This is a genomic window from Flavobacterium sp. (genome assembly GCF_044376915.1).
GTDB lineage: Bacteria > Bacteroidota > Bacteroidia > Flavobacteriales > Flavobacteriaceae > Flavobacterium.
Window position 1 is genome coordinate 1 of sequence record NZ_JBILKB010000012.1, and the last position, 21,540, is coordinate 21,540.

A 21,540-nucleotide genomic window follows, 5' to 3' on the forward strand; every position below is an offset into this window, starting at 1 on the left:
TACTAAATGCATTTCTTCAGCTAAATCGCTATCGCAAAACGCATGAGAAATTTCGGCGCAATCAATAATTGTATTCAATTCTTTGGAACGCAATAAGGGCATGGTAGCTACGACTATTCCGCCTGCTTTTAACACCGCAAACCAACACGCGACCATCATGGGGTTATTCGCCGAACGCAACAACACTCGATTTCCTGATTGCAAACCTAAATCATCTACTAAAACATGGGCAATTTGATTGGTTTTTTCGAATAAATCTTGATACGTCCACGTTTCTTCAAAGGTTCGAATGCAAATGCTGTTTCCACGACCTTCACGAATGTGGCTATCCAACAATCGATCGACACAATTCAATAGTTCAGAATGTTGAAATTGAGGTAAATCTAAAAAAGTGTATTCTGGTTGTAATTCCAGATTAGGTAAATTTATATGAGCAAAATTATCCTTCATTAATTACGAATTTTAAATTACGAATTACGTAACGTTTTTTGAATTGAACCAATTATTCTAAGTAGTTCATCAACATCTTTAAGTAAATTGTCAGCTTCCTCAAAAGATAAATAATCAGTATCTTTTAATAATCTAATCCAATAATGTGTTTCTCTTGCTTCTTTATAAGATATGGTTAATTTGGCAAAGAAATCTTTTTCAGATTGCCCACCAATTGCTTCTTCTATATTTGCTCCAATTGAAGTTCCACAGCGTAAAAGTTGCTTGCTTAATACATACTCTTTTCGTTGTTCGGATAAATAGTTAAAAACCTTTACAATACGAACTGCAAATGCATAACTTTTAATTTGAACAACATTATCTTTTTTCATAATTCGTAATTTAAAATTCGTAATTATTTTTTATTACTCTTCGGTTTCAACGCTTTTTTCATGCCTTCTAATTGTTTTCTTTCCGAGGCTTTTAATGGATACAAATGTGAACCCCCCATTTTATAAGGATTCGGAATGTCATTCGCTTGAAATTGTTCATACGCTTGCGCATTTCGTACAAAATTAGCATCCAATAATAAAGGCCTTCCAAGTGCCACTAAATCGGCTCTTCCATTTAAAATAATCGTATTGATTTGGTCAATGTCTTGGATGGATCCTGCGGTGATGGTTGGAATATGAACCGTGTTTCGAACCGCATCTGAGAAAGGCGTTTGCCACATTCTGCCAGTTTGTGGTTTTTGGTCAGCAACCGTATTTCCTGTGGAAACATTAATAATGTCAGCACCAGCTTTTTTAAATGCTTCAGAAATCACTAATACATCTTGCTCTGAAATTCCGTTTTCAGCCCAATCGGTTGCCGATATTCGAACAGAGATTGGTTTTTCAGTTGGAAAAACTTCTCGAATAGCAGTAAACACTTCCAAGGGATATTTTAAACGATTTTGAATATTTCCGCCAAAATTATCGTTACGAATATTAGTTAACGGTGACAAGAAAGACGCCAATAAAAACCCGTGATGTGCTTGTAATTCAATCATATCAAAACCAGCTTCATTTGCATTTTTAGCAGCTTGTACAAATTGATTTTTAACCAATTGCATGTCTTCCAAAGATATCTCTTTAGGACAAGCCGAATTTTCGTTAAACGGAATAGCAGAAGCCGAAATCAACTCCCATTTATTACCCTGTAATTGTTCATCCCAAGGAATTTTTGAACACCCTTTCCTTCCTGAATGACCTAATTGAATTCCGATTTTTGATTGGGTATATTGGTGAATAAATTCAGTAATTCGCTTCCAAGCAGTAACTTGTTCTGAGGTATAAATTCCGGTACAGCCATGCGTAATTCTTGCGGTTTCAGAAATAGCTGTCATTTCGGTTAAGATTAATCCAACACCACCAACAGCTCTTGAAGTGTAATGCTGAAAATGCCAATCGTTAACTAATCCGTTTTCGGCAACATATTGTCCCATTGACGACATTACAATTCGGTTTTGCAGTTCTATATTTCTTAGTTTGAAAAGAGTAAATGCTGCCGATTGATTTTTGTCGTTAATATAATTATTGGTATTGAATTCTTCCAATACTTTGTTTGTAAACGAAGCATCTCTTAAACGAAGATTTTCAAAGGTTACTTTTTTAGAACGTGTCATGCATCCAAAAGCAAATTGTTGAAACGAATGTTGCATGTGACGATCCATATTTTCAAACCAATCCAACGAAACGATGGCGGCATACTGAATCATTTCAACGGTATTTCTTCGGGTTTTATCGTATTGTTCAAAAGCGGCTTGTACATTAGTTGGGTTGGCAATCACCGCATCGGATAAACCAATAGCAGAATCCATCGCTAATTTGGTTCCAGAACCGATAGAGTAGTGGGCTGTAGCTTTGGCGTCACCTAATAAAACAATGTTATTATGATACCAATTTTCATTCGTTACATGGGGAAACTGTCGCCAGTGTGATTTGTTTGAAATTAGTGGGTGACCTTCTAATTCATCTTTGAAGATTTCGGCAATTTTTGCCATAGTATCAGTTTCATTGGTGACTTCAAAACCGTGCTTTTGCCATGTTTCATCGCTACATTCAAATATCCACGTACTCATTCCTTCCTCGTATTGATAAGAATGTGCCACGATGGTACCGTGAGGCGTACTTCTGAAAAAATAAGTAAAAGCATCTAAAGGTTTTGTAGAACCAAGCCAAACAAATCGGTTCTTTTTTAACTCAATTTTGGTTTCGAATTCCTTTTGATAAGTAGTTCGAATGGCACTTCCAATACCATCAGAGGCTATAATAATATCAGAGTCGGCAAATTGCGATAAATCCTCTACATCTTGCTCGAAATGTAAATTAACGCCTTCTTCCAGGCAGCGTTGTTGCAGTAATTGTAACAACGTTTTTCGAGAACAACCGCAAAAACCATTTCCGGCAATACATACTTCTTCACCATTACGAGCCACAATAATATCATCCCAATACGCAAACTTGCTTCGAATTAATTCGTAGGACTGCATGTCGCGTTTTAGGAACTCCCCCAAAGTTTCATCAGAAAATACGACGCCAAAACCAAAACTATCGTCGGGTTTGTTGCGTTCGTAAATATCGATTTGGCAATGTGGCATTGCTTTTTTAGTCAATATCGAAAAGTAAAGTCCGCCCGGACCTCCACCTATAATTGTTATTTTCATATTTTGTTTAGATAAGTAAAAAGAAATAATTGGTCATTAGTTATTGTCTTTTTATTTGAAATAATTCGCCTAATGTACTGTAATTAGAACCTGCTAATCTTGCGACAGGTTTGTATTTTTCTAAATCTATTTTGTGATTTTCCAGTAAAATGGAATCATCAATATGCATCGTAATTATTTTTCCAATGATTATGCACGCGCCACCGTTTTGATGATTTTCAATAAAATAATGATGCACCATTTCGCATTCAAACTGCACCAAACTTTCATTTACGCGTTTGGGTTTGATATATATTGAATCTATTGGAGTTACTTGAGCCAATTCAAATTCATTTACATCCGCAGCAACAGATTGAGAAGTAGTATTCATTTGCTGAACGACTTCTTCGGTAACCAAATTGACAACAAATTGATGGTTTGCTAAAATATTGTTTAACGTGTCTTTGTTTTTATTACCCGTTCGAACTGTAGAAAACATAATATGAGGTGGGTCTTCACTTACTACATTAAAAAAAGAAAACGGAGCCAAATTATCAATTCCATTGGCATCGATCGTGGCAATCCAAGCTATGGGCCTTGGGATTACAGTGCCTGTTAATAATTTATAAAGAACCGAAGAATCGGTAGATTGAATGTCAAATTGCATAAAATTATTGTTGATGGTACAAATTACGTAAAAGTAATAAAAATAGAACTATACTTTAATAAGAAATATATCCAGTTTTTTTGAGTGTAGGCCTACTTTAATTATTGAAGGTCTAGTGTAAAATTGAATAATGTGCAATTTTTAATCGTTTAAATTTTATTATGTAGAAAAAATGTTTGTAATTTTTATCATATTGTTTTTTGTATATTTTGCAAAATTAGTATATTTATGCAAAATTTATATATATGGAGATTTTAGCTTGTCCCAAGTGCCAAAGTGAAACAATTGTTAAAAGTGGCGTCATTAAAGATAAACAAAGGTATTTATGTAAATCATGTACGTATTATTTCACAGTAAATAAATTAGGAAAAAAAATAGATGATTACTATGTTACAAAGGCCTTACAGTTGTACTTAGAAGGTTTGAGTTACAGAGAAATAGAACGAATTATTGGGGTTTCGCACGTTTCAATTAGTAATTGGGTTAAAGAATTTAAAATTAAGAAACCTCCACATCCAAATTACCATCCAACATACAAAATTTTCAAACATCAGGAGTTGGTAGAATACTTACAACAGAAAGATAAATTATCCGGGGCAGGTATGATTATTACAGAACTTGGTGATAAATTTATGCTTATAAAATGGGAGCGTTTTAAAGACTAGCTATAGTTTTTTACAAAACTATATATTGTAATTTTTTTCATTAACAAAATTTTAGAATTTGGTCCAACAAAAATTGAATTACTAACCAAATTTAAAATTTTTATGAAGAAAGTATTAATTGTTGCCGTATTACTTATTTCGGCACTTTCCTTTTCACAAGGGGATAAACCAATTGAAAAGCCATTTAAGACAGAGCTCTATGGTTTTGCACGAGTTGATTATAGTTGGGACACCAGACAATCAGCGCAAGTGCGAGAATATCATTTGAATTTATGGCCACTAGATGAAAAAATAGATGCCAATAATAATGATATAAATGCTGCAAATGCCTCAAACTTTTTATCTGTTGTTTCAAGATTAGGAGTTAAAGCTTCTGGACCGGATGTATGGGGTGCTAAAGTATCGGGTGTATTAGAGGGTGATTTTTTTGGTAATACACAACAATCAATTGGATTGTTACGATTGCGTCATGCTTATGCAAAATTGGATTGGGAGAAAACTGCTTTAACCTTTGGTCAAACTTGGTACCCAACATTTATACCAGAAGTGTTTCCAGGTGTGGCTAATTTTTCAACAGGTATACCGTTCAATCCATTTGGTTGGGCTACTCAATTCAGAGTGGATCAAAAATTAAATGAAAAATTTAGATTTTCATTTATAGCCTATAAAGATAGAGAATTTGGAGCGTTCTCTGCAGATGGAAACCAAAACTCTCCAGTATACAATAGTGTATTGCCAGCTATGCATGGTAAAATGGAATTTAGAAACAAATCTGTATTAGCGGGTATTGGCGCAGAGTTTTATCCAAATAAACCACTTATTGAATCCAATGGTGTACAATCTGAAGAGACATTAAATTCTACTTCAATTTTAGCATATTTCAAGTATAATAATGAAAAATTTCATATTAAAGCATATGGAATTTCTGGTGAAAACCTACATCATTTAGTAATGCTTGGAGGTTATGCAAGTTACTCTAATGGGGCATCAAAACCAGTTTCTTATGAAGGCATTAGAACCAATTCGTTTTGGTTAGATATTGCTAGTAACAATAAAAATACAGCACCTGGATTTTTCTTTGGATACACTAACCAAGAAGGTACTGGATCATCAAATGCGGCCACTACTATTTATGCAAGAGGTATTACAGCTACTAGAGGTGTTAAAGATATTTGGAGAGCTTCTGCTCGTGTCGATTTTAAACAAAATAAATTTAGATTGACTCCAGAAGTTGAGTATACTGCGGCTACTCATGGAAGCACGCAATCTGACTTATCTATTTCTGGCAACGAAAACAAAGTAGGCAATTTTAGAGCTACTGTTTCTGCTGTTTATTCTTTCTAATAACCAATTAATAATTTATAAAATATGAGTAACAAAAAAACAACTGGAATCTGGAAAGTAATTTCAGCTTCCTCAATGGGAACAATGATCGAATGGTATGATTTTTATATCTTCGGAAGTTTAGCAGTAGTATTGTCTACTAAATTTTTCCCGTCAGACAATCCAACAGCAGCTTTCTTGTCAACTTTAGCAACCTTTGCCGCTGGTTTCGTAGTACGTCCATTTGGTGCTTTATTCTTTGGTAGATTAGGGGATTTAATTGGTAGAAAGTATACTTTCATGGTTACCCTAATGTTAATGGGAGGTGCAACGTTTGTAATTGGGTGTATACCAAGTTATGAAACTATAGGTTATGCTGCGCCTATCTTAGTATTAATTTTACGTTTACTTCAAGGTTTAGCGCTTGGAGGAGAATATGGTGGTGCTGCAACTTATGTGGCAGAACACGCTCCTAAAAACGAAAAAGGATATTGGACTTCTTGGATTCAAACTACAGCTACTGTTGGTTTATTCATCTCATTGATGGTAATTTTAATTACCAAAGGATTAATGAGCAAAGAGGCATTTGACGATTGGGGATGGAGAGTTCCGTTTTGGGTATCTATTTTGATGGTTTTTGTTTCTTATATGATTCGTAAAAACATGCACGAATCTCCAGTATTTGCTAAAGCTAAAGAAGAAGGTAAAACATCAACAAACCCTTTAAAGGAAAGTTTTGGAAATAAATTCAACTTAAAATTTGTCTTATTGGCTTTATTTGGAGCAACTATGGGACAAGGAGTTGTTTGGTATACGGGACAATTCTATGCTATGAACTTCTTAAAAACAGTTCAAAGTATTGAATCTTCTCAAGTAGACACCTTATTAGGAATTGCTTTGATTTTAGGGACTCCTTTCTTTGTAGTATTTGGATGGTTGAGTGATAAAGTTGGAAGAAAAGTAATCATGATGGGAGGTATGTTATTAGCAATTTTATTATACCGTCCAATTTACCGTGCCATGTATACTTCTACAGATTTGTCATTAAAAACTGAAATTGTTGAACAAACTAAAATAGTTCCTTCAATTAAAGAAGTGGATGAAACTAAAATGGATTCTATATATACTACTACAAAAGCGTATACAGATGGTACCACAGTTGAGGAAATCAAAACAATTCATTTTGAAGCTGGTAAAATAATGCTAGACGATAAAGGAAAAGATAAGATTGAGACCAAAGTTACCAAAACAATCAACAGCAGTGACAAATGGTTTTTAGTATTTATGGTTTTCATTCAAGTGATTTTTGTAACGATGGTATATGGACCAATTGCGGCTTTCCTAGTTGAAATGTTCCCTGTGAAAATTAGATACACATCCATGTCATTGCCTTACCATGTTGGAAATGGTATTTTTGGTGGATTACTTCCTGCTATTTCAACCTACTTTGTATCAACAGCAAAAGAAGCTGGTGACGTAGAGTTTTATTTGGAAGGACTTTGGTATCCAATTGGAATTGCAGCAATATGTTTCATCATAGGGATGATCTACATTGATAGAAAAATTAATACACTTCACGACTAAAAATAACAGATATGAACACAATAAAAAAATATTTAGGAATCGTTTGGATCGCTCTAGCTGTTGCAATTGCTTACTTTTCGATTGAAATTTTTGGAGGTAAATTAACTTCTGGAAAACAAGATGATTTAGTTTTTGGAATTATTATTTTCTTCATACTTTTACCAATGGTTGTAACAGGATTAACTATCTTTGGTTGGTATGCCATCACGGATGAATATAAAGACTAAATACTATTAGTTTTATAAAATCCTGAAAGCTCTTATGTATATAAGGGCTTTTGGGCTTTTATAATTTTACAATAAAATGAAAAAAAGACATCAACAAAAACTGGTAATTGTATCAATGCTTCTTCTTATAGGAATAAATCTTCCTATCGTTTTGTTGTTTGATTCATCACAAAATGTCTTTGGTTTCCCGGTGATCTATATTTATCTGTTTTCCATTTGGATGTTTTCCATATTAGTTTCTTTACTCATAGTAAAACGATACAATGAATAGTATTTTACTTTTGGTCATATTATCTGCCTATTTGGCTGTTCTTTTTTATATAGCCTATTGGGCCGAAAAAAAAGGGAACAGTAAATGGACTAATAATCCATATATCTATACTTTTTCATTAGCCGTTTATTGTACAGCATGGACCTATTATGGTAGTGTAGGGGTAGCCGCTGATAGTGGTTTAAGCTATTTACCCATATATTTGGGACCTGTCATAATAGCCCCTTCATGGATTTTAATTTTACGGAAAATCATAAGAATATCTCGTGTGAATAAAATTGCTAGTATTGCTGATTTCATTTCACTTCGCTATGGAAATAGCCGATTTTTAGGTGCTATTGTAACCGTTATTTGTTTAACCGGAATTATTCCTTATATCGCTCTGCAATTAAAAGCCATTGCCGAAACCTTTCACGTGGTAACAAAAACGGAAATTCGTTCGTATATTTTTGATGATACCACAACCTTCGTGGCCATTGCTTTGGCACTATTTGCTTCGTATTATGGCACACGATATGTGGATGCTTCTGAAAAGAGGAAAGGAATTGTAACAGCTGTTGCCTTAGAGAGTCTCTTGAAATTAGTGTTTTTTGTGATTATTGGCGTTTATGTTACCTTTTTTGTTTTTGATGGCTTTGATGATATTTACCAAAAAGCATCATTGTTAGAACATTTTAAAGAAAAAAATACAATCGGTGGCTTGCCACAAGCCATTAACTGGTTTTTACTTTGCTTACTTTCCATGTTTGCCATATTTTTATTGCCTCGTCAATTTCAATTAGGAGTAGTGGAAAATAACCGAGAAAATCATATAAACACTGCTGTTTGGTTGTTTCCATTATACTTATTGCTATTTAATATTTTTGTTTATCCAATAGCTTGGGGTGGTAATATATTATTTGAAGGGCAAGATGTGAATTCAGATGTTTATTCGTTGCTAATTCCACAATTGTTTAATAATAAAACTTTGACAGTATTAGTTTTTTTGGGCGGTTTTTCTGCTGCAATTTCTATGATTGTAGTTTCCTCAATCGGACTTTCTACCATGATTACCAATAATATTTTAATACCTTACAACTTATTGGGCGAATTAAAAAGTGAAGATATCAGTAACCGATTGATTTTGAATAGTCGTAAATTAGGTATTTTCTTGTTGATCATATTATCTTATTTTATCTATCGCTTTTTTGGATTGGATTACAATTTGGTTTCAATTGGAATGGTCGCTTTTGTTATCATTTCACAATTAGCTCCAGCATTTTTTGGAGCACTCTTTTGGAGAAGAGGCTCCCGTTTGGGGGCAATTTATAGTGTTATTATTGGTTTTATCTTATGTATCTATACTTTACTTATCCCTTATGCTATTGGAATTTCAAATAGTGAGAGTACATTTATTAGCGAAGGATTCATGGGAATAGAACTGCTCAAACCCTTCCAATTATTTGGATTGGATTATTTACAACCGGTTACGCATGCGTTATTTTGGAGTTTATTATTCAACAGTGCCACTTATTTTGCTATTTCGGTTAGTTTTAAAGGAAACTATCGCGAACGCAATTATGCCGAAATGTTTGTGGATATCAATAAATACATTAGTAATCACGAAGATGCGTTTATATGGAGAGGAACCGCTTACCGAAACGATATCGAAAAAGTATTGATTCGATTTCTTGGAATTGAGCGGACTAAACGTGCCATGAATATTTTTAATGTAAAATACAATGTAGATGTTACCCAAGAATTAGCCGACGCACGTTTAATTAAATTCTCTGAAAATTTATTAACCGGACATATTGGTACCGCTTCGGCGCGTATTTTAATTTCGAGTGTAGTGAAAGAAGAAAAAATTACGTTGCCCGAAGTATTGAAAATTTTAGAGGAATCAAAAGAAAATATCATCATCAATAAGAAATTAACGGAAACCTCAAACGAACTCAAAGAAATTACAGCTCAATTACAAGAGGCTAATATTTCATTGATGGAAAAAGATCTACAAAAAGATGAGTTTCTAGATACAGTTACCCATGAATTGCGAACACCGATTACTGCAATTCGTGCAGCCAGTGAAATCTTACACGATGACGATGAAATTCCGGATGAATTAAAAAAACAATTTTTACAAAATATCATTTCAGAATCGGATCGATTGAACCGTTTGATTGATAAAATTTTGGATCTAGAAAAGTTTGAAACGGGTAAACAAACCATACATCCTACAAAAAATAATTTGATTGAAACAATTGAAAAATCAATTGAGCCTTTACAGCAATTGATCAAAAATAAAAACATAGGCATCTACATCGAGAGTAAAAACAAAGTGACTGCCTATTATGATGAAGATCGAATTTTTCAAGTAATCACGAATTTAGTTTCAAATGCCATTAAATTTTGTCCGGATAAGGAAGGTTTAATAACCATTCAAGTTAGTGATACAGGAGATTTTATTCAAACTAGCGTTAATGATAACGGAAAAGGTGTGCCTCATAATGATTTTGAAGCTATCTTTGAAAAATTTTATCAGTCCATCAATCAAAACATTAAAAAGCCGGTTGGTAGTGGATTAGGCTTGGCAATTTGCAAACAAATTATTGAACATCACAAAGGGAAAATTTGGGTAGAACCCTCAGTAAAAGGAGCTTGTATCGTTTTTACATTACCTAAAAATATGAATATTGAATTGAATTAATTATGAAGAAGATTTTAATTGTAGACGACGAACCCAATATTGTCATGTCGCTTGAATATACATTTAAGAAAAGTAACTATGAAGTCTTTATTGCTCGCGATGGGCAAGAAGCATTAGAGTTGTTAAAAACTACTTATCCCGATGTTATCATTTTAGACGTCATGATGCCTTTGGTAGATGGCTATGCAACTTTGGAGCAAATTAGAAAAGATTCTAATTTAACCCATACTAAAGTCATTTTTCTTTCGGCAAAAAATAAGGAAAGTGATATTGAAAAAGGAATGGCGCTTGGTGCAGATGCCTATCTTACAAAACCTTTTTCCATCAAAAAAGTAGTGGATCAAGTCGCAGAATTACTGACTTAATTATAGATTAGATATCTATACCTATTTAGCAAGAATAATTCAATTGGCATTATTTTATTTTCTACATTTACTTTAGAAAATAACCTATATAAATTGAATAATACAAATGAATTATTGCGATATTTATACTAAAAGCATTGCTTCCTCTGAAGCTTTCTGGGCAGAACAAGCCAATCATTTAGAATGGTATAAAAAGCCTGCTTCTATAGTATCCAAAGATAATAATGACTATCCGTTGTGGTTTGCTGATGGTGAATTGAATGCATGTTTCTTGGCTTTAGACAAACACATCAAGGAAGGCTATGGTGAACAAGTGGCTATTATTTATGATTCACCCGTTACACAAACTGTAAAAAAATATACATTCAATGAAGTCAAAACCGAAGTGGCAAAACTTGCGGGAGGTTTACTTTCATTAGGACTACAAAAAGGGGACACAGCCGTAATCTATATGCCAATGATTCCACAAGCCGCATTTGCTATGTTGGCGTGCGCGCGAATAGGAGTGACACATTCGGTTGTTTTTGGAGGTTTTGCTCCACACGAATTGGCTATCCGAATTGACGATTGCGAACCTAAGGCAATACTTACAGCTTCTTCGGGTATTGAAATTGATCGCTTAATCGCCTACAAACCCTTGGTAGACGAGGCTATTGAATTAGCCCATCACAAACCCGAAAAAGTAGTCGTTTTTAACCGTAAATTAGGAGCTCGGGTTCCTTTCAAAAAATATGATGTTGATTATGATGCTTTAGTATACGGTTCTGAAGAAGCAGCTTGTGTTTCGGTAAAGGCAACCCATCCTTTATATATTTTATACACTTCAGGTACAACTGGAAAACCCAAAGGAATCGTAAGAGATACAGGTGGTTATGCTACCGCACTTAAATTTTCAATGCAACACATTTATGATGCAAAAGAAGGCGATGTATTTTGGGCCGCTTCCGATGTGGGTTGGGTAGTTGGACATAGTTATATTGTATATGGTCCGTTGTTTAACCGAAATACCACCATTCTTTTCGAGGGAAAACCCATTCGAACACCCGATGCAAGTACCTTTTGGCGCGTCATCAACGAACATCAAGTTAATGTTATGTTTACTGCTCCAACTGCCATTCGCGCTATAAAAAAAGAAGATCCAAATGGATTATTTATCAAACAATATGATTTATCATCATTGCGAATTCAATTTTTAGCCGGCGAACGTTGCGATGTGGCTACATTAGAATGGTATCGCCAACACATTCCTGTGCCTGCGATTGACCATTGGTGGCAAACCGAATCGGGTTGGCCGATGATTGCAAATATGATGGGGGTGGAGTATTTACCCATCAAGCCTGGATCGGCAGGAAAAGCAGTTACAGGTTATGATATCAAAATATTTGGTGAAATTGGACAAGAATTAGGTCCGAATGAAGAAGGCTATGTAGTCATCAAACTGCCATTACCTCCTGGAACATTATTAGATTTATGGAACGATAACGAGCGTTTCAAAGCCGGTTATTTGAATAAATTTCCAGGCTATTATTTTTCGGGTGATGGCGGATTTAAAGATGCCGACGACTATATTTTTATTACTGGTAGAGTAGATGATGTAATCAATGTGGCAGGACACCGCTTGTCTACTGCAGAAATGGAAGAAATTGTGGCTTCACATCATTCGGTTGCCGAGTGTGCTGTTATTGGCATCCATGACGAACTGAAAGGACAAATACCTTTGGCTTTAGTGGTTGCTAAAACGGGAGAAGCTATCGAACATTTCCAATTGAAACATGAAGTAGTTCAAATGGTAAGAGAACAAATTGGGGCAGTAGCTTCTTTGCGAGATGTAGTGACCGTTCAACGCTTACCCAAAACTCGATCGGGCAAGATTTTGCGCAAAATGATGCGAAGTATTGCAGATGGTGAAAACTTTCAAGTACCCTCTACCATTGATGATGAAGCTATTATTGATGAAATTCGAACGGTTTTACAACACGATAAAATTGGATGTTTTAAAAAATAAGCACTTACAATTAACTATATCTATTTAGCAAGAAAAATCTTTTTAAAAAACATAGAATAGCTATATTTACACTAATAAACAGATCATAAAAAACTAAGAATGAGTTATTACAAAATACACGATTTAGAAAATTACTTCAAAATGTATAAGAAATCGGTACGCGAACCCAGAAAATTTTGGGATCGCATAGCGGATGAAAATTTTACTTGGTACCAAAAATGGGATAAAGTATTTGAAGTAGACATGCAAGAGGCCAATTTTAAATGGTTTTTAAATGCTAAAGTTAACATTACCAAAAACTGTATCGATCGTCATTTAGCCAAAAGAGGCGATAAGACCGCTATTATTTTTGAACCCAACGATCCAAGTGAGGCAGCACAGCACATTTCATACAATGAATTGTATGTTCGTGTTTCAAAAATGGCAAACGTTTTACGCGAGCAAGGAATCAAAAAAGGGGATCGAGTTTGCATCTATTTACCCATGATTCCAGAATTGGCTGTAGCTATTTTAGCATGTGCTCGAATTGGAGCAATCCATTCAGTAGTATTTGCAGGGTTTTCTTCTTCGGCTGTTTCGGCTCGAATTAATGATAGTGAATGTAAAATGGTCATTACTTCAGATGGTAGTTACCGCGGCAATAAAGCTATTGATTTGAAAGGTATCGTAGATGAAGCTTTAGAAAAATTACCTTGTGTAGAAAAAGTATTGGTTGTAAAGCGCACAAATACGGAAGTAAATATGCAAGCAGGAAGAGACATTTGGTTGCAACCTCTATTAGATGCTGCTGTTGGAAACAATGTAGCTGAAATTATGGATGCAGAAGATCCTTTGTTTATCTTATATACTTCAGGTTCTACTGGAAAACCAAAAGGAATGGTTCATACCACAGCTGGATATATGGTATACACGGCGTATACTTTTAAAAACGTATTCAATTATGAAGAAAACGATGTGTATTGGTGTACGGCTGATATTGGTTGGATCACTGGACACTCTTATATTTTATATGGACCTTTATTGAATGGTGCTACGACCGTTATTTTTGAAGGCGTTCCTTCTTATCCCGATTTTAGTCGTTTTTGGGAAGTCATCGAAAAACATAATGTTACACAATTTTATACAGCTCCAACAGCTATTCGTGCCTTAGCTAAAGAAAGTTTAGATTATGTACAAAGATTTCCATTGAGCTCTTTAAAAGTAATTGGTTCGGTAGGAGAGCCTATCAATGAAGAAGCTTGGCACTGGTATAACGATCACGTGGGAGGGAAGCGCTGTCCTTTAGTGGATACATGGTGGCAAACCGAAACTGGAGGAATCATGATTTCACCAATTCCATTTGTGACGCCCACAAAACCAACTTATGCATCCTTACCTTTACCTGGGATACAACCTGTGTTGATGGATGAATTGCGCAACGAAATCGAAGGCAACCAAGTAACAGGTGCTTTGTGTATTAAATTTCCATGGCCTTCTATGGCTAGAACCATTTGGGGGGATCACCAACGCTATAAAGAAACCTATTTTACCGCCTTCCCTGGAAAATATTTTACCGGTGATGGTGCGCTACGTGATGAAGTAGGATATTATAGAATTACGGGTAGAGTAGATGATGTGATTATTGTTTCCGGACATAATTTGGGAACTGCACCTATTGAAGATGCCATCAACGAACACCCAGCGGTTGCAGAAAGTGCTATTGTTGGTTTTCCTCATGATATTAAAGGAAATGCATTATACGGATTCATTATTTTGAAAGAAATTGGTGAAGGTCGTGATCGAAATAATTTGGCCAAAGAGATCAATCAATTGATTTCAGATCAAATTGGTCCGATTGCAAAACTAGATAAAATTCAATTTGTAAGTGGTTTACCTAAGACACGTTCGGGTAAAATCATGCGTAGAATATTAAGAAAGATTGCTGAAGGAGACTTCTCTAATTTTGGAGACATCTCTACATTATTGAATCCTGAAATAGTGGACGAAATCAAAGAAGGCAAACTCTAGTTTTTTAGTTTTATTGGTTAAAAACTGCTTCAGCAATGGAGCAGTTTTTTTATTCTAATTTTTTAAAATTCCAGAAGAAATATACCGAAATGCTCAAAAATGGGAGTGTCGCTAAAAACATTTTTAGATTCAATGAAAGCACACTAATCATTATAAATAATAGTACTAATAAACCCAGAAGAAGGATGGCAATTGCATTTAATGTTTTATTCATTTTAAGATTCACTGCACCAACTAAAAGCACAAATTGTGATAATAATCCAACTAAAATAATTGGATGGGTGAAATTATCAAGACGGTTTTCGGTTTTAGAGAATATTTCAAATAACGTTTGAAAAACAAACATGGAATTATGAGGTGGCCATTCTAAATAACAACTTTGAAAGGATAAAAAAAGAAAAAAATTAAGGTATCTTCTCATGATTTCAAATAAGGATCAAGAATGGATTTCATTTTTAGGTATCCCTCTAAATTTGGATGAACGCCGTCTGTACCATAATTGTGAAGCAATCCGTTAGATGTATCAACCATTGCAGTAAAAAAATCCACAAAAATTAATGCGTTTGTATTTGCATAATTTTTAAGTAAAGAATTTAATTCCAATACTTTAGATGCAGGCTGTATTTTAGGATTCCAATAAAATCGATTGGCAGGTAGGAGGGAACATAATAGTACTTCAATCTTATACTGCAACGCTTTTTCAACCATTATATGAACGTTATGCAAAACCGCATCTATTGCTATCGGACCGTTATTCTCTGCGATATCATTTATCCCTGCCAAGATGACTACTGTTTTAGGTTGTAATTTAATCACATCATTGTCAAAACGATCTAACATTTGAGAAGTTGTTTGTCCACTAATTCCTTTGTTAATTAAGTTATTAGACTCAAAAAAATCAGGATCATAATTTGACCAAAATTGTGTAATGGAATCACCAAATAAGACAATGTTTTGAAAACCGCTCATTGGAATAGACCTATTTTATTTTTAAAATAGTCTTCAATTTCAAAAACAATAATGCTGTTAAAAAAGAATCGTCAGCTGCAGAAGTGCGCTCCATCACAGGAACTGCCATAGTTTTGCACATGTCCTCAAGGGCATATTTTTTTTCAATAGTATCTTTATACTTGTTGTACATGATCTCGATATCCAATGCTTCATTTTTTAAATTACCACATTCAAATTTGGCCAAACTGGCATTCAATAAATCGATATCACGATTGACTTTATAGCCAATTAGGGTAGCGTTTCCAATATATTCCACGATGCGTTCGATTGCCTCACGTTCAGTAGTTTTCTCCAATTTACTGACCAAAACAAATTCATTTTGATCCGAATCAAATTCTGTTTTTGAATACGAAACATACAATTCAACAGCTTCTTTTATAGCAATTTTATCGTTTGCAATGGTGATCGCCGAAAAAGCTAAAATCACATCTTTAGAAGAGTTAAGTCCACTTGATTCAATACTGATTGCCACATATCTATTGGACTTTTCTTTAAATTTGGAAAGATAAATTTTCCAATATTCGGGATAATTATTAGGATTAAGCCACTGTAGCATTTTCTTATGAGAATTGTGTTAATTGGTATTTGTCTTTGATTAGTTCGATAACGTCATCAATTTGCATCAAACATTTCTTTAATTTTTCTTTGTCCACTTTGCTCAAAGTAGCCATTTTAATGAAGGAACCATCAGTATCATTTACAATGCTTTCTTCAATTCTAAAATGTTGCAATTGCAAATAGTTTTCGGCAAAATCAAGATACTTTTCTGCATTTTTTGGATCACTAATGGCCAATTGCTTGTAACGCAAGTAAGTGTTGTTTACACCTTTTAATCCATAACTTAATGCAAACAAACGTGCCGCATCTATGTATACTTGTAAACCTTTTTGCTTCAAATCGAAATGTTCTTTTTGCGGACCGTTTTCCTCGACAGCAATTTTTTTGAAAAAAGTCAATGCTTCAGGTAAATTCAATACTTTATTTCCAAGAAAATCAAAGAACAATGTATTGCTTTTCATTTTTTGGTAGATATGACTTTCAAGTGCATCTTTGATCTTTACTTCGCCAAATACAAATTCAAAGTCGAAAAAAATCGAACTGAAATCGTTATCTTTTTTACTGGGTAAAACCATCCAATCTTGATATACCAATGCAAATTCCGTTAAGGATCTGCACCATTTCACAGAACTGGCCATATGGTCGTTAGGACATAATTTATATCCTAATTTTTCCAAATTACCAATCACCATCTTAGCCAATTTAACAAAATAATATTTGACATCACGTTGTTTATCGGCTGCAACATCTTCATAAATTAATAGACTATCTTGATCACTCAAATAGAGTTGTTCTTTTCGGCCTTGGCTACCCACAGCCAACCATACAAATCGAGCAGGGGGGGTGCCTAAATGATCCATTGCCATTTGAATATTTCGTTGAATTATGGAATACAACAATTCACTTGCCACGGCATTAATATGGAAAATAGGAATGTTTTTAGTAAACGAATTTTGAATAATATCCAGATACTTGGTATGAATGTATTTTAATTCGTCTATAGAGTGTGCCGATTTAATTTCTTTAATTAAGATTCCAGGATTATTTGATTGCGAATTGATGACATCCCGTTCAGAAACTACTCCGAGAATTGTTGCATTCTGCGTGCCATCTTCCGTTATACACAGATGAGTCGTCTCATTTTTCAATAATAAGAGTTGCGCCTCGGCAACTGAAATATTTTTATCTACAACAATAAATTGTGGATTTAATATTTTTGTGATACTTTCTTCAATTTGGAAAAGACCGGCCCCAATTTTTTTAGCCAAATCGGCATCGGTCACTAAACCAACAAGTCGGTTGTTATAGGTAATTAACGCATGCCCCGATTTATCAGCTATCATTTTTAATACCACATTCTTAATAGAAGTATTGGCATCTATAACCGTTGGATTTGTGGTATATTGTAAATCTTGAAAATAGGAATAATTTGAATCTGATGCGCTGGTATCAATTTCAGAAATCGACTTAAACTGTTGGTAATTCTCTTTTTTAGGTTTTGCTTGTGTGGCAAAATTTTCAAGAAAATAATCCAGTACCGCATTGTATTTAGTCAAATAGGGTTTAAAAACCGCAATAGGAATAGCATAAAGAATGGCATCTTCGTTTGCAATGGCATTCAATACATAGTTGTTTTTTGCAAAGAAGGGGCGTAATCCAAATAAATTTCCAGCATAACATTTAGAGTGTAAAATTTCTTCAGCATCTAATATTTTAGTCAGATGCACGACACCACCATAAACGATATAGAAGGAATCATGTAATGGATCATTAATTTTAAAAAGCGATTTTCCCTTTTGTAAAGTGATGATGTTACTATTTAAAACAATAGATTTTAAATCGTCTAATTCAATGAAATGAAACGGCTCATATTGTTTAAGAAAAGTGGCTATATTTTCGGCAACAGCATTTTGCATGGAATAGAGTATGTTATTTACTTAACAAATTTAGTAATTTTTATGATACCAACATATTCAAATTTTCTATTTTACATAATGTATATTATAATTCAAATAGGATCCACAAACAATTCCCATAAAAAGGCTTGTTTAATCCTATAATTAAGTATATTTTTGCACCACTTTATTAAACTACACTCATGGAAAACAAACAAGCCTTACAAATCTTAGAGAAACAATTAAAAGCATTAGAGCAAAAAAAAATTGCTGTATCTCCGCTTATTGCTGATTTAAAAAAATTAAGAGAAATTACGTTAGATTTAAACAATCCTGTAGTTACAAAATCATTGCGTTTGGCCTATGAACATTTAGAAACTAATAATGATTTTTTAATTGGAATTCCAGCTGATGAACCAATTAATGAAGATCAGTTGAATACAACAAATAACACTAGTTCGTCTATTGAAAGCCTTCAATATTATTTATCACTTTTTACCGATTTGAATAAGAAAAATAATATTTTAGATTTAAAGGAATATAACAATGCTTTTTTAGTTTTTTAAATTATTCTATTTTACATAATATTAACGGTATTTATACCGTTTTTTTATTTTTTATTTAACAATATTGCAGTATTTGTAGCTTAGTTTTGTCAAAATTTAAACATGTCTAAAGTAAATAAGCCCAAATTAAAATTATTACACCAATATTATAAATATACTGGTTTTTATTCGTTTTTGTGGCAAGGAATTAAAAAGGCAATACTGCCCACAATACTTATTGTAGCCCTTTTAACGTTTATTAATTATAAGTACTTTAACTTAAATGAGGTTTTAAAGTATTTCACAAATAACTTTAGTGATTTTTTAATTTTTACTGTTTTCTTTATTTCCGAAAGCATATTAGGTCTCTTACCCCCTGATATTTTCATAGCTTGGTCAAAAAATTCTGAATCACCCCTCTTTAATCTAACTATTTTAGCATTATTATCTTATTTAGGGGGTATAATTTCCTATTTCTTGGGAGTGTTAATTGTTGCAATTCCCTCAGTAAACAAGTATTTATATGGCAAAATGGAAAAGCATGTGATCAATATGCAAAAATGGGGCGGTTTTTTAATTGCGGTTGGAGCACTATTGCCATTGCCTTTTGCTATTGCCTGTTTGGCCGCAGGAATGATTCATTATTCTAGAAAATACTTTTTTCTATTCGCTGCATTGCGATTTCTTAGATTTGTAATTTATGGTTTTGTAATTTATAACGTTTTATCATGATAAAATTATTCAAATTAACGGCTATACTTGAAGGTATTTCTTATATTCTTCTATTCGCCAACATGTTGCTAATTAAACCAACTAATGTGGAACTATACAAACAACTGTTATATCCAATTGGAATGAGCCATGGTATTTTATTCATAGGTTATATTGGATTAGCGATAGTGTTAAAAAAAGCAATGCAATGGAATGCTTTGACACTTTTAATTATTCTATTAGCATCCTTACTTCCTTTTGGTACTTTTTATGTGGATAAAAAGTATTTAAGTTAAAGAAACTTTTAAATACCTAGTAATCCCCTCGGATATGATTTCGGCGTGATCAAATGCTAATTCTGGTAATTTTTTAAGGGAATACCAGCCTATTTCTTGTGCATCATCTGACGCTATGGCAACTATTTTGTTGGGTACAGTTCCAAAATAAGCCACACTAACCATATGTCCTCTTGGATCTCGATTGGGTTTTCCAAAAGCTCCAATTTGCTTTAAATCAGAGGCTTTTAATTGTGTCTCTTCAAATAATTCTCGAAGTGCTGCTTGTTCTAGGTCTTCCTTTTCATCTACAAAACCACCAGGTAAGGTCCAACATCCTTTAAACGGTTCGTTTTTGCGCTTGATTAATAAAATTTGTGAATCGTGCACTGTTTGTTTTACAATTACGAGATCAACCGTTACAAATATTTTAGATATATACGTCACACCGCTTAAGTATTTATTATTCAAATTTACAGCAATACGAGCTATTAACAACCTACTATTCATAACTTTTTAACCAATTACTGAATTCGATTTTACAATTGATTACCTTTAAAATAAAAATGAACACAAAAGATAATTACATTTTAGCGCTTAGAGGGGATACTCTTGGTAATGTTTCCGATGACTCTAGACCAGAAGAACGATTTCAAAATCAAACCCTCCGCCCTATTTTGAAAGTGCAAAATGAACTTTTTTTAGCCGTTTTTAAAAATTATTTAGTGAAACAGAAAATCGAATTTCACACCATCACCCCAGAGAAAAAAATGTTGGTCATTGATAAAGCGATACAGCGGGACATGAAATTTAGAAATATCTTGAAAGGAATGATCATTGGTTTTTTTACATTGGAAGAATTTGAAACATATACTCAAAATTCTTCAAATCTTAATAAACGAATGATGAATTTATTGATCGAACGATTGAAAAGTCAACTACAGCTTTTGGACTAATTTAAATCAAAGATTCTCCATTGAGATCCGTATTCAACACATCACTCATGTAATCAAAAAAGGGTCGCATTGCCTTAAAACTTGCCAATACTTCTCTTTGAAATTCTGCAGAAACGACTTCTTCATTAGTAAAACTCCGGGTCAGTAAAAATTGTTTTTTTCGCAGTAAATCTATAGCCGGATGTGCTTTATCAAATCCTTTTGGTGCTGTTTTTAGTTCGTCTCCATGCAGTGTTCTAAAATATTTCTGGAAAGTTTCTTCCGCAATAATGGCGCGCAATTCAGAAGCATCGACTTCTATTTCTTTACGAATGCGAAACAAATCGACTGCATTGGGTTCCCAAAAACCACCTCCCACAAAACTAGCATTGTCTTCTATGTGAAGATACATGCCTCCTCTTAATAAGGGTTTACTTCGGTTAAAGCCCACACTAAAATGATTTTTATAAGGGGATTTGTCTTTTGAAAATCGGACATCACGGTAGATTCTAAATACCTGCATTTTATCCAGATTATCAATTTTTTCTAAATCGGTATTTACTGCCATAAAAAAAGCTTTTGCAAGTTGTTCTTCAACTTGAAAAGCCTTTTTATTCGATGCAAACCACTCGCGGTTATTGTTTTCTTTGAGTTGGCGTAAGTAGTTAAAAATGGAAGGTTGTAGCATAAAATCC

Annotated in this window: 22 protein-coding genes; 12 read left to right on the top strand and 10 right to left on the bottom strand. The window is 33.8% G+C overall.

Annotated features, from left to right (window positions below):
* The 4 genes from ACIQ6Z_RS02325 to ACIQ6Z_RS02340 form a co-directional block, all read right to left on the bottom strand.
* Positions 1 to 450 (bottom strand): AMP-binding protein (locus tag ACIQ6Z_RS02325; protein ID WP_396209327.1); only part of this gene is annotated, 450 nt, incomplete at its 3' end.
* A 17-nt stretch (positions 451 to 467) separates the two neighbouring features.
* On the bottom strand, positions 468 to 821 hold the full coding sequence (locus tag ACIQ6Z_RS02330; protein WP_396209328.1) for a four helix bundle protein: 354 nt from the start codon (positions 819 to 821) through the stop codon (positions 468 to 470).
* 23 nt (positions 822 to 844) lie between these two features.
* Complete coding sequence (locus tag ACIQ6Z_RS02335; protein ID WP_396209329.1) at positions 845 to 3,136, bottom strand: FAD-dependent monooxygenase; 2,292 nt, start codon at positions 3,134 to 3,136, stop codon at positions 845 to 847.
* Between the two features lie 40 nt (positions 3,137 to 3,176).
* Positions 3,177 to 3,782, bottom strand: coding sequence for a flavin reductase family protein (locus tag ACIQ6Z_RS02340; protein ID WP_396209330.1), 606 nt, complete (start codon positions 3,780 to 3,782; stop codon positions 3,177 to 3,179).
* A 245-nt stretch (positions 3,783 to 4,027) separates the two neighbouring features.
* On the opposite strand from ACIQ6Z_RS02340, the gene ACIQ6Z_RS02345 reads away from it, so the two are divergent.
* The 8 genes from ACIQ6Z_RS02345 (at position 4,028) to acs (ending at position 14,915) form a co-directional block, all read left to right on the top strand.
* A complete protein-coding gene (locus ACIQ6Z_RS02345) occupies positions 4,028 to 4,447 on the top strand; it encodes a hypothetical protein (RefSeq protein WP_396209332.1) in 420 nt (139 codons plus the stop codon).
* 102 nt (positions 4,448 to 4,549) lie between these two features.
* Positions 4,550 to 5,791 carry a DcaP family trimeric outer membrane transporter gene (locus tag ACIQ6Z_RS02350; protein WP_396209333.1) on the top strand — a complete coding sequence of 414 codons (1,242 nt, stop codon included), beginning with the start codon at positions 4,550 to 4,552 and terminating at the stop codon, positions 5,789 to 5,791.
* 24 nt (positions 5,792 to 5,815) lie between these two features.
* Positions 5,816 to 7,354, top strand: coding sequence for an MFS transporter (locus ACIQ6Z_RS02355; protein WP_396209334.1), 1,539 nt, complete (start codon positions 5,816 to 5,818; stop codon positions 7,352 to 7,354).
* Between the two features lie 11 nt (positions 7,355 to 7,365).
* Positions 7,366 to 7,581, top strand: coding sequence for a DUF6814 family protein (locus ACIQ6Z_RS02360; protein ID WP_396209335.1), 216 nt, complete (start codon positions 7,366 to 7,368; stop codon positions 7,579 to 7,581).
* Positions 7,582 to 7,844: 263 nt separating this feature from the next.
* Positions 7,845 to 10,538, top strand: a complete 2,694-nt coding sequence (locus tag ACIQ6Z_RS02365; RefSeq protein ID WP_396209336.1) for an ATP-binding protein — start codon at positions 7,845 to 7,847, stop codon at positions 10,536 to 10,538.
* 2 nt (positions 10,539 to 10,540) lie between these two features.
* A complete protein-coding gene (locus ACIQ6Z_RS02370; protein WP_396209337.1) occupies positions 10,541 to 10,903 on the top strand; it encodes a response regulator transcription factor in 363 nt (120 codons plus the stop codon).
* Positions 10,904 to 11,009: 106 nt separating this feature from the next.
* The gene (locus tag ACIQ6Z_RS02375; RefSeq protein ID WP_396209338.1) at positions 11,010 to 12,908 is read left to right on the top strand and encodes an acetate--CoA ligase; all 1,899 of its coding nucleotides are present in this window, start codon (positions 11,010 to 11,012) and stop codon (positions 12,906 to 12,908) included.
* A 99-nt stretch (positions 12,909 to 13,007) separates the two neighbouring features.
* Positions 13,008 to 14,915 carry an acetate--CoA ligase gene (acs, locus tag ACIQ6Z_RS02380; protein ID WP_396209339.1) on the top strand — a complete coding sequence of 636 codons (1,908 nt, stop codon included), beginning with the start codon at positions 13,008 to 13,010 and terminating at the stop codon, positions 14,913 to 14,915.
* A gap of 49 nt (positions 14,916 to 14,964) precedes the next feature.
* Here the strand turns inward: acs and ACIQ6Z_RS02385 are convergent, their stop codons facing one another.
* The 4 genes from ACIQ6Z_RS02385 to ACIQ6Z_RS02400 form a co-directional block, all read right to left on the bottom strand.
* Positions 14,965 to 15,261 (bottom strand): hypothetical protein, encoded by a 297-nt coding sequence (locus ACIQ6Z_RS02385; protein WP_396209340.1) that lies wholly within the window; start codon positions 15,259 to 15,261, stop codon positions 14,965 to 14,967.
* Positions 15,262 to 15,332: 71 nt separating this feature from the next.
* Positions 15,333 to 15,884, bottom strand: coding sequence for a GDSL-type esterase/lipase family protein (locus tag ACIQ6Z_RS02390; protein WP_396209341.1), 552 nt, complete (start codon positions 15,882 to 15,884; stop codon positions 15,333 to 15,335).
* Between the two features lie 10 nt (positions 15,885 to 15,894).
* The gene (locus ACIQ6Z_RS02395; protein ID WP_396209342.1) at positions 15,895 to 16,482 is read right to left on the bottom strand and encodes an exonuclease domain-containing protein; all 588 of its coding nucleotides are present in this window, start codon (positions 16,480 to 16,482) and stop codon (positions 15,895 to 15,897) included.
* Positions 16,483 to 16,486: 4 nt separating this feature from the next.
* Positions 16,487 to 18,400, bottom strand: coding sequence for a DUF294 nucleotidyltransferase-like domain-containing protein (locus ACIQ6Z_RS02400; protein WP_396209343.1), 1,914 nt, complete (start codon positions 18,398 to 18,400; stop codon positions 16,487 to 16,489).
* A gap of 182 nt (positions 18,401 to 18,582) precedes the next feature.
* Here ACIQ6Z_RS02400 and ACIQ6Z_RS02405 point away from each other — a divergent pair, with 182 nt between their 5' ends.
* The 3 genes from ACIQ6Z_RS02405 to ACIQ6Z_RS02415 all read left to right on the top strand — a co-directional run bounded on the left by ACIQ6Z_RS02405 (position 18,583) and on the right by ACIQ6Z_RS02415 (position 19,931).
* On the top strand, positions 18,583 to 18,945 hold the full coding sequence (locus ACIQ6Z_RS02405) for a hypothetical protein (protein WP_396209344.1): 363 nt from the start codon (positions 18,583 to 18,585) through the stop codon (positions 18,943 to 18,945).
* Positions 18,946 to 19,047: 102 nt separating this feature from the next.
* Positions 19,048 to 19,656 (top strand): YqaA family protein, encoded by a 609-nt coding sequence (locus tag ACIQ6Z_RS02410; RefSeq protein ID WP_396209345.1) that lies wholly within the window; start codon positions 19,048 to 19,050, stop codon positions 19,654 to 19,656.
* The gene (locus ACIQ6Z_RS02415) at positions 19,653 to 19,931 is read left to right on the top strand and encodes a DUF3817 domain-containing protein (protein WP_396209346.1); all 279 of its coding nucleotides are present in this window, start codon (positions 19,653 to 19,655) and stop codon (positions 19,929 to 19,931) included. The genes ACIQ6Z_RS02410 and ACIQ6Z_RS02415 overlap by 4 nt, the downstream gene beginning before the upstream one ends.
* Here ACIQ6Z_RS02415 and ACIQ6Z_RS02420 read toward each other — a convergent pair.
* The gene (locus ACIQ6Z_RS02420) at positions 19,923 to 20,420 is read right to left on the bottom strand and encodes an NUDIX domain-containing protein (RefSeq protein WP_396209347.1); all 498 of its coding nucleotides are present in this window, start codon (positions 20,418 to 20,420) and stop codon (positions 19,923 to 19,925) included. The two genes, ACIQ6Z_RS02415 and ACIQ6Z_RS02420, sit on opposite strands and share 9 nt — an antisense overlap.
* Before the next feature lie 56 nt (positions 20,421 to 20,476).
* On the opposite strand from ACIQ6Z_RS02420, the gene ACIQ6Z_RS02425 reads away from it, so the two are divergent.
* Positions 20,477 to 20,866 (top strand): glyoxalase, encoded by a 390-nt coding sequence (locus ACIQ6Z_RS02425; RefSeq protein WP_396209348.1) that lies wholly within the window; start codon positions 20,477 to 20,479, stop codon positions 20,864 to 20,866.
* Between the two features lies 1 nt (position 20,867).
* Here ACIQ6Z_RS02425 and ACIQ6Z_RS02430 read toward each other — a convergent pair whose 3' ends face one another.
* Complete coding sequence (locus ACIQ6Z_RS02430; RefSeq protein ID WP_396209349.1) at positions 20,868 to 21,533, bottom strand: DUF2461 domain-containing protein; 666 nt, start codon at positions 21,531 to 21,533, stop codon at positions 20,868 to 20,870.
* Positions 21,534 to 21,540 lie beyond the last annotated feature (7 nt).